This is a genomic window from Streptomyces sp. CBMA156 (genome assembly GCF_014596515.1).
Classification (GTDB): Bacteria; Actinomycetota; Actinomycetes; order Streptomycetales; family Streptomycetaceae; genus Kitasatospora.
In genome coordinates, this window is sequence record NZ_MSJQ01000446.1 from 1 (window position 1) to 8,610 (window position 8,610).

General features: G+C 73.8%; 8 protein-coding genes. 3 read left to right on the plus strand and 5 right to left on the minus strand.

What is annotated here, in order from left to right:
* Positions 1 to 1,161 (plus strand): AMP-binding protein (locus BU198_RS40385; protein WP_188301683.1); only part of this gene is annotated, 1,161 nt, incomplete at its 5' end.
* Between the two features lie 7 nt (positions 1,162 to 1,168).
* Here BU198_RS40385 and BU198_RS40390 read toward each other — a convergent pair.
* On the minus strand, positions 1,169 to 2,767 hold the full coding sequence (locus BU198_RS40390; RefSeq protein WP_188301684.1) for an MFS transporter: 1,599 nt from the start codon (positions 2,765 to 2,767) through the stop codon (positions 1,169 to 1,171).
* A gap of 209 nt (positions 2,768 to 2,976) precedes the next feature.
* Between BU198_RS40390 and BU198_RS40395 the strand changes: the two genes are divergently transcribed.
* Positions 2,977 to 3,828, plus strand: a complete 852-nt coding sequence (locus BU198_RS40395) for a TetR/AcrR family transcriptional regulator C-terminal domain-containing protein (RefSeq protein ID WP_188301685.1) — start codon at positions 2,977 to 2,979, stop codon at positions 3,826 to 3,828.
* 45 nt (positions 3,829 to 3,873) lie between these two features.
* Here the strand turns inward: BU198_RS40395 and BU198_RS40400 are convergent, their stop codons facing one another.
* The 4 genes from BU198_RS40400 to BU198_RS40415 all read right to left on the minus strand — a co-directional run bounded on the left by BU198_RS40400 (position 3,874) and on the right by BU198_RS40415 (position 7,379).
* A complete protein-coding gene (locus BU198_RS40400) occupies positions 3,874 to 4,962 on the minus strand; it encodes a branched-chain amino acid aminotransferase (RefSeq protein ID WP_188301686.1) in 1,089 nt (362 codons plus the stop codon).
* Positions 4,963 to 5,124: 162 nt separating this feature from the next.
* Positions 5,125 to 5,949 (minus strand): NAD(P)-binding domain-containing protein, encoded by an 825-nt coding sequence (locus BU198_RS40405; RefSeq protein WP_188301687.1) that lies wholly within the window; start codon positions 5,947 to 5,949, stop codon positions 5,125 to 5,127.
* Between the two features lie 181 nt (positions 5,950 to 6,130).
* Complete coding sequence (locus tag BU198_RS40410; protein WP_188301688.1) at positions 6,131 to 6,976, minus strand: universal stress protein; 846 nt, start codon at positions 6,974 to 6,976, stop codon at positions 6,131 to 6,133.
* Between the two features lie 10 nt (positions 6,977 to 6,986).
* Positions 6,987 to 7,379, minus strand: a complete 393-nt coding sequence (locus BU198_RS40415) for a DUF302 domain-containing protein (RefSeq protein WP_188301689.1) — start codon at positions 7,377 to 7,379, stop codon at positions 6,987 to 6,989.
* A 180-nt stretch (positions 7,380 to 7,559) separates the two neighbouring features.
* On the opposite strand from BU198_RS40415, the gene BU198_RS40420 reads away from it, so the two are divergent.
* The coding region (locus BU198_RS40420; RefSeq protein WP_188301690.1) for a hypothetical protein at positions 7,560 to 8,610 on the plus strand (1,051 nt) is incomplete at its 3' end.

An 8,610-nucleotide genomic window follows, 5' to 3' on the forward strand; every position in this document is an offset into this window, starting at 1 on the left:
GTCGAGCCGGCCGCCCTCGCCGCGGCGCTCGCCGACCAGCCGGCCGGCCCGCCGCGGACCGCGGGACGCGGCGGAGCGGACACCGCGGTCATCCTCTACACCTCCGGCACCACCGGGGCGCCCAAGGGCGCCGAGCTGACCCACCGCAACATCGTGTCCAACGTCCGGGCCGGTGCGCGGGTGCTGGGCCTGGCCGAGCGGGACGTGATCTTCGGCGGACTGCCGTTGTTCCACTCCTTCGGCCAGGTGATCGGCCTCAACTGCGCGGTCTCCGTCGGGGCCTGCCTGACCCTGGTGCCGCGCTTCGACCCGCTCGCCGCGCTCGCGGTGATCCAGCGCGACGGGGTGAGCGTCTTCCTCGGGGTCCCGACCATGTACACCCTGATGCTCAACCACCCGCGGCGCGTCGAGTACGACGTCTCCTCGCTGCGGGTGGGCCTGTGCGGCGGCGCGCCGACGCCGCCGGAGGTGCTGCGCGGCTTCGAGGCGAACTTCGGCTGCGTCGTGCTGGAGGGCTACGGGCTGTCCGAGTCCTCGCCACTGGCCTGCATCAACCGCAGCGACCGGGAGCGGGTCGCCGGCACCATCGGCGTCCCGATCGAGGGGGTGCGGATGCGCATCGTCGACGAGTCCGGCACGGAGGTGCCGGACGGCACCGTCGGCGAGGTGGTGATCAAGGGCCACAACGTGATGAAGGGCTACTGGCGCCGGCCGGACACCACCGAGCAGACCGTCCGGGACGGCTGGCTGCACACCGGCGACCTCGGCACCCGCGACGAGCGCGGCGACTTCCGCATCGTGGACCGCCGCAAGGACGTCATCATCCGCGGCGGCTTCAACGTCTACCCGAGGGAGGTGGAGGACGTGCTGTACGAGCACCCGGCCGTGGCCGAGGCCACGGTGATCGGTGTCCCCCACCCCACCCGGGGCCAGGAGGTGGCCGCCGCCGTCGTGCTGCGCGCGGGCGCGACGGCCACCCCCGAGGAGATCCGCGACTTCGTCCGGGAGCGGGTGGCCCCGTACAAGTACCCGCGGCTGGTCTGGACGGCCGACGTACTGCCCAAGGGGCCGACCGGGAAGATCCTCAAGCGCGAGGTCGTCGTCCCCGAGGGGACCGACCTGCCGTCCGGGCACGTCGGTCCGGGGCCGATCCCGGCCTGAGCGTCGGTCAGGACGAAGCTGCCCGGGAACGCCGGTCGCTTGCAGGGTTCCCGCCGTCCCGCTCCGCCGCGGATCGGGGGGCCTCGGGGCCGGGCCGGGTGCCCGTGCCGCGGAGCAGGGTGGCGATCAGGACCGCCGCGCCCGCCATCAGGACGGCGCTGACCACCGCGGCGATCCTGGCCTCCCGGGCGAAGGCGTCGAAGGCCACCTGCCGCAGGGAGTCGGCCGTGCCGCCCGGGAGGGTGGCGGCGGTCTCGACGGCGCCGCCGAGGGTGCTCCTCGCCGCCTCCAGCTGCTCGGAGGTGAGGGCGTCAGGAGCCTTGTCCACCAGGTCCGAACGGTAGACGGCGGTGCCGATGCTGCCCAGGAGCGCGATGCCCAGCGCCCCGCCGAACTCGGCGGAGGTCTCGGCCGTGGCGGAGGCCGCCCCGGCCCGCTCCGGTGGTGCGGCGGACAGGATCACCTCGGTGACGACCGCGGAGACGGCGCCGATGCCGATCGAGACGACGGTCATGCCGCTGACGAGGTGGACGATTCCGGAGTCGGCCCGGAGCAGAGTCAGCATGACGTAGCCGGCGGTGGCCACCAGCAGCCCGCCGGCGACCGCGTTGTGCTTGCCGACGCGCGGCGCGAGCGCGGTGGCCAGCGCGATGCCCACGGGCATCACCAGGAAGGTCGGCAGGGACCAGAGCGCCGACTCCAACGGACCCATGCCCAGGACGAGTTGCATGAACTGCCAGTTGAACAGGCTGAAACCGACCAGCCCGAACGTCGCCAGCGCGTCGATGAGCAGGGGGACGGTGAACCGGCGGGTGCGGAACAGTGCCATGTCGAGCATCGGGTTCGCGGACCTGTGCTGGCGGCGCAGGAACGCCGCTCCCACGGCGAGTCCGACGGCGCAGCACGTCAGGGGGATCAGCCCGAAGCCGTGCTCCGCGGTGGCCTTGACGCCGTAGATGACGCCGAGCACGGCCACCAGGGACATGGCGGCGCCGAGCAGGTCGAAACGGCCGGGCTCGGGATCACGGTCCTCGGCGAGCAGCAGCGGGCCGAGGATCAGCAGCAGGACCATCACCGGCACGTTGACCAGGAAGACCGATCCCCACCAGAAGTGCTCCAGGAGCAGGCCGCCGATGATCGGGCCGAGTACGGCGCCGCCCGCGAAGCCCGTCGTCCAGATGCCGACCGCGGTGGCCCGCTGTGCGGTGTCGTGGAACATGCTCCGGATCAGGGAGAGGGTGGACGGTGCCAGCGTGGCGCCTGCGATGCCCAGGAGCACGCGGGCCGCGATGAGTGTTCCGGGGCTGCTCGCGTAGGCCGCCAGGACCGAGGCGACGCCGAAGGCCGCGGCGCCCGTGAGCAGCACCCGCCGGCGCCCGAAGCGGTCACCGAGCGTGCCCATCGTGATGAGCAGGCCGGCGAGGAGGAAGCCGTAGGCGTCCATGATCCACAGCTGCTCGGAACTGCTCGGGCCGAGGTCGGCCGCCAGGGACGGAAGCGTGATGAACATGACGGCCATGTCCATGGACGCCAGGACGCAGGGCAGCACCAGGACGGCGAGGCCGACCCACTCCCTGGATCCGGCCCGTGTCTCTTCTCCAGCCATTCCCTCTCCTGAGCCGTGTTGGTCGGGGCGGATGTGACCACCCCCGGGTGCGTACTTTGTACGCAACGACACGGGTAGGTTACGCACGCGGGCTCGGGTGGCACAACGGCATTTTTGACCTGCTAATTCGCCCTGAATCGCGCACGCACGCGCGCCGACGGGCTAGGATTTCGACACACGCCTGGAGTGTGACGAAAAGGAGTTCACCGATGTCCGTGCAGCCGACAGGCGCGTCCTGCGTGTCATGCGCGTCCTGCGGAAGGACGCTGGAGCCCGCGGACCGGGGGCGGCCCAGGCTCTACTGCTCCCGCGCGTGCCAGGCGAGGGCCTACCGGGCGCGCAGGGTGGAGGGCCCGGCCGAGGCGCAGGGGAGCGACGACGGCGCAACGCACCTCACGGTCGAGCGCATCGTGCGGGCCGGGATCGTCGTCGCGGACACGGAGGGGCTGGACGCGCTGTCGATGCGCCGGGTCGCCACGGAACTCGGCACCGGCACGATGTCCCTGTACCGGCACGTGGCGTCCAAGGACGACCTGGTGACCCTGATGGTGGAGGCCGCGATGGCCGACGTGCCGCTGCCCGGCTCACCGGCGCGGAACTGGCGGCACGGCCTCGAACGGGCCGCGCACCGGGACTGGGAGCTGTACCACCGCCACCCGTGGATCCTGCCGAGGGTCATGGTGACGACCCGCGCGTACTTCAGCCCGGCGCTCGCGGCGGACAGCGAGAGCGCCTTCGCCTCGTTCGACGGGCTCGACCTCGAACCGGCCGACGCCTTCCGGTACATGTTCATGTTCGCCTCGTACGTGCAAGGCGTGGCGGTGACCCTCGTCAGCGACGCTGAGGCGGCCCGGCAGTCGAAGACGGCCGGGCCGCGGGAGGTGAAGGCGGCGGACCGTGCCCAGGACCCGCTGTACGAACCCGGGGCCTACCCGCGGCTCGCCCGCGCGATGCGCGCGGGCGCCGACCCCTGGGACCTTGACGCCCTGTTCGCCTCGGGTCTCGCCGGTGTCCTGGACGGCATCGCGGCCGATCTCGCGCGACGGGGCATCGAGCCCTGACCAGGGGCGCGACGGGGCGGCCCCGCGGGGCCGCCCCCGGGGCGGTCAGACCACCCGGCGCATCCAGCCGTGGACGTCCTCGGCGCGCCCGTACTGGATGTCCAGCATGTGCTCGCGGATCGCGAGGGTCTGCTTGCCGGGCGTGCCGTTGCCGACGGTGAACTCGTAGCCCTCGCCCTTGAACCCGACGATCGGGGTGACCACCGCGGCCGTCCCCGCGGCGAAGACCTCGGTGACCGTGCCGTCGGCGGCGCCGGCCCGCAGCTCGGCGAGGGTGACCGGACGCTCCACCGAGGTCAGCCCGAACTCCCCGGCCAGGGCCAGGATCGAGTCCCTGGTCACCCCGTCGAGAATGTTGCCGAGGGCGGGGGTGACCAGCTCGCCGGCCGAGGTGACCAGGCACAGGTTCATCGTGCCGGACTCCTCCAGGTCGCCCTCGCCGCCGGTGTCGTCCAGGAACAGCACCTGGTCGCAGCCGTGCTTCCTGGACTCCAGCTGGGCGGCCAGGCTGGAGGCGTAGTTGCCGCCGCACTTGGCGGCGCCGGTGCCGCCCCGCCCGGCGCGGGTGTAGTTGCTGCTGACCCAGAGCGTGATGCCGGTGACGCCGCCGGCGAAGTACGGGCCGGCCGGGCTGGCGATGACCGAGTAGGCGACCTGCTCGGCGGGCCGGACGCCGAGGAAGGCCTCCGAGGCGAACATGAACGGCCGCAGGTAGAGGCTCTTCTCGTCACCGGACTCCGGCACCCACGCCTCGTCCGCGCGGACCAGCTCCTCGACGCTGGTGAGGAAGTCCTCCTCCGACAGCACCGGCAGGGCGAGCCGCTCGGCGGAGCGGGCGAAACGGCGGGCGTTGAACTCCGGGCGGAACAGCCAGACGCCGCCGTCGGCGTGGCGGTACGCCTTCAGCCCCTCGAAGATCTCCTGGGCGTAGTGCAGCACGGCGGCGCTCGGGTGCATCGAGTACGGCGTCAGCGGGCCGACCCCGCGGTCGTGCCAGCCCTCGGCAGGCGTCCAGGAGGCCGAGGCCATGTGGTCGGTGAAGAACTTGCCGAACCCCGGCGCGGCGAGGATGGTGCGTCGCTCCTCCTCGGATACGGGACCGGTCGTCCGGGACAGAGGGAAAGCGCGACTCATCGTCAACTCCTTGACACCGCGGTGGAATCTGTGCGAACGGACGCCAACCATCGGCGTCATACCCGTCATGCTAACGGTCGTCAGCCGGACGTGATACGGCTCCACCAGGCCGATCTCGGAGCCGTCGCCGCCGGTGGCGGTCGACGGCTCCGGTGTTCCGGGTCAGCGGCGGCCGGTCCCGGGGCCGGTCTCGGGCTCGGTTCCGGTGTCGCTTTCGGGTCCGGTTCCGAGGTCGGCGAGGAGTCCGTCGAGGGCCCCGCGCAGCGCCGCGCTGTTGGCCTGGTCGAACCAGGTGGTGCGGATCCGCTCGTTGCTCCCGCCCGGGGTCTCGTGGTCGGCGGCGAGGCGCTCCAGCGAGCTGCTCTCGTCGCCCAGGGAGCGGCCGACGCCCTGGAAGACACCGCGGACGAAGCGGTCGGCGTCCTCGGCGGGGATGCCGTGGCCGGCGGCCCACGCGGTGAGCGTGCTCAGGAACGCGTAGTGGCTGGTCAGCGTCGAGGTCAGGGCGGACATGATGTTGAGCGCGGCCTCGTCCGCGACCGGGAGCGCCCCACCCAGCCGCTCGAAGAAGGCGTCCGCCTCCGGGTGCGAGGGGTACACCACCGTGACGGAGCCGCGCTCGCGGACGGGGGGCAGCGGGATGGCGTGGGTGATCGGCGCGTCGGTGCCGAGCGCGTGGCGCAGCTCCTCGGTGCCCACGCCGGGGATCACGTTGACCACGATCCGGTCCGCGGGCACCCGGAGACCGGCCACGGCCTCGCGCCAGTCCCGCCGGCGCAGGGCGAGGATCACCAGGTCGGAGCGGTCCACCACCTCCTGGTTGTCCCCGCACACCCGGACGTCCTCGTAGCGTTCGGCCAGCTCGGCGGCCGTCCGGGCACCCCGGGGGGAGAGGTACACCTCGGGCGCGGTGTCGCCCCCGTGGCGCAGGCCCGTCACGATGGCCCGGCCGATCTCGCCCACGCCTATGATGCCGATGCGCTTCACTGTGACTGCCTCCGTGGTCCCTGGGTGATCCGGTCGGTGGACCGACGGGGCCGGCTGTCACGCCCGTCACGGTCCTCACCGGACCGTACGCCCCGCACCACCCGAGGACCGAACGGAGGAAGCCGGTGATCGCGACGCCGGGCGCCGGCCCCGAGTGCTCACCGGCGCCGGGCCGCTGCGGTCAGCCGTGCGGGACGAGGGCGACCGGGCAGTGCACGTGGTGGATCGTGGCGTGCGCGACCGGGCCGAGGTGGGCGCCGATCAGGGTGCGGCGGATGCGGCGGCCGACCACCAGCAGCCGGGCCTCGGCCGCCGCGTCCACCAGGGCGACGGACGCGCTGCCGCGGATCAGGTCGGCGGTCACCGTCACCTCGGGACGGCGCTCGCGCCAGGGGTCCAGCAGCTCCGCGAAACGCTTCCGCTCGACGGCGGACAGCTCACCCTCCAACCCGCCGATGGCCTGGAGCGCCATGTACTCGCTGGCGACCGGCGGCGACCAGACGTGCACCACCCGCAGCGGCGCCCCGCGCCGGGCGGCGGCGTCGAAGGCGTAGGCCAGCACGTCGTCCATCGGATGGGCCAGGTCCAGGCCCACCAGCACCGGGCCGTCGGACTCGACCGGCTCGGCTCTGACCAGCACCACCGGGCAGCCCGCCCGGCGCAGCACCTCCTGGCTGACCGACCCGACCAGGAAGCCGCGCACCGCGCCCAGGCCGCGCGAGCCGAGCACGATCAGCGAGGCCGAGTTCCCGGCGGCCTCCAGCGCCTCGGCCGGGTCGGTCGACACGATGGCCGAGGTGACCGGCCCCGCTCCGGCCAGCGGGCGCAGCTCCTGTGCCCGGAGCTCCAGCCGGTCCAGGGCGTGCCGGTACGTCTCCTCGCTGCCGACCACGTCCCGGTGCGGCCAGGGCCAGGCTTCGAGCAGGTCGAGCGGGCAGGCACGGCGCCGCGCCTCGTGGGCGGCCCACTCGGTGGCGGCGAGGCTCTCGGGCGAGCCGTCGAAGCCGGCGACGACGGGTGCGGTCATGGTCTGCTCCTCATCCGCGCAGTGCGTCCAGGGCGGCGGTCAGCCGCCGCGCCGCCTCGTCCGCGACCTCGCCCAGCCCGTTCCCCGGCCCGGCCAGGGTGACCATGGTCTGCGGGTCGACGGCCTCCACCACCGTGCCGTCGCCGTCCGCCCTGACCACCACGTTGCACGGCAGCAGCAGCCCGATCCGGCGGTCCGCCTGGAGCGCCCGGTGGGCGAGGGCGGGGTTGCAGGCGCCGAGGATCAGGTAGTCCTCGACCTCGGCGCCGATCTTCTCGCGCAGCGTCGCCCGGACGTCGATCGTGGTCAGGACGCCGAAGCCCTGCTCCTTGAGCGCGGCCGTGACCGCCTCCACCGCCTGCCCGAACGGCCGGTCGAGCCGCACGCCGAGACCGTACTCCATGGTTCCTCCAGGAGGTCGCCGCCCTCCGGGCGGACGACGGGAGCCCGAGGACAGGCCCAGTATCGGCGGGCGCCGCACCCTCCGCCTCCCGGGGCGCAGCCCCGCCGCTGTCGGTGGCACTGCCTACGATCGGGCCGTGCCGCCTCCGGGGAGGGAGGCGGCGGGAGCGGGGGAGGCGACGTGACGGTACGCAGGCCGGTCGACGGCGAGGTCCGGGTCCACTACGGACAGATCTACGTGGAGAGCGATCCCGACGACCCGGGGCCCGACTGGGCGAAGGCGTTCGCTGGCCAGTGCGTGGGACTCTGCGGGGCGGCCGTTCCCGGGGCGCTCTGGCTGACCACGGGGCTGCACACCGGCAGCGTCGGCTTCACCGTCGAGGTGCACGAGCAGGCCCCGCCGCCCGGCCCGGACTGGGAGGACGTGGTCGAGGTCTCCTTCCGTCCGTCCGGCGAACGGACCGTCCTGACGGAGTGGGGCGGCGGCAGCGCCTGGGACCTGGACCTCGCCGAGACCGACCACCGGGTGCGCTACTGCGCCCGGGGCATCGACGAGGGGCGCGGGCACGACACCCGGATGCCCGACGAGCCGCACGCGGAGCACTACCTGCTCCAGTTCTGGCCCGCCCCGCCCGAGCCGGCCCGCGTCCTGCGGCAGACCTCGGAGACCGCCGGGTACTGGCACGACGAGGTCCGGAAACTGCCGCCGCCCCCCACCCCCGAGGAGCAGGCGGCGGAGGAACTCCGCGCCCGCCTCGCCCAGGAGCGGCTGGAGCGGGAGAACCGGGAGGCCGCCGAGCTGTGGGAGTGGGGCGGACGGCGGCCGAGCGAGGCCCTGCGACGGGTGGCCGGCCACGTGCGGGGCCTTTTGGACTTCGACGCCCTCCTGCTGCACGCCCTGGACGACGCCGGCCCGCGGGCCCAGCGTGCGGTGGCGCGGTTCGCCGCCCGGCGCGCCTGCACAGCAGCCGGCCTGGACGGCCTCGACTGGGTCGCCGCCGGGCTGACCGCCCTGGACGAGGGCCGGCCGCTGCCGCCGCCCTTCGACGATCCGGCGCGGCTCTGGCAGACCCTGGCCACCGACCCGCGCGTCCCCGGCCGGACGGTCCGCCGGGCCGGCCGCCGCCGTGGGCGACGGGGCATCCGGGTGCCCCGGTGGGCTCGGGGGCGGTCACCGCTGGAGCTCCAGGATCGAGCTGCGGTGCAGGTGGTCGACGAAGTCGATCAGCAGG

Excerpts from the sequence above, each read along its gene's own strand:
- BU198_RS40395 (WP_188301685.1), top strand. The coding sequence starts at position 2,977 with ATGTCCGTGCAGCCGACAGGCGCGTCCTGCGTGTCATGCGCGTCCTGC.
- BU198_RS40390 (WP_188301684.1), bottom strand. The coding sequence starts at position 2,767 with ATGGCTGGAGAAGAGACACGGGCCGGATCCAGGGAGTGGGTCGGCCTC.
- BU198_RS40400 (WP_188301686.1), bottom strand. The coding sequence starts at position 4,962 with ATGAGTCGCGCTTTCCCTCTGTCCCGGACGACCGGTCCCGTATCCGAG.
- BU198_RS40410 (WP_188301688.1), bottom strand. The coding sequence starts at position 6,976 with ATGACCGCACCCGTCGTCGCCGGCTTCGACGGCTCGCCCGAGAGCCTC.
- BU198_RS40415 (WP_188301689.1), bottom strand. The coding sequence starts at position 7,379 with ATGGAGTACGGTCTCGGCGTGCGGCTCGACCGGCCGTTCGGGCAGGCG.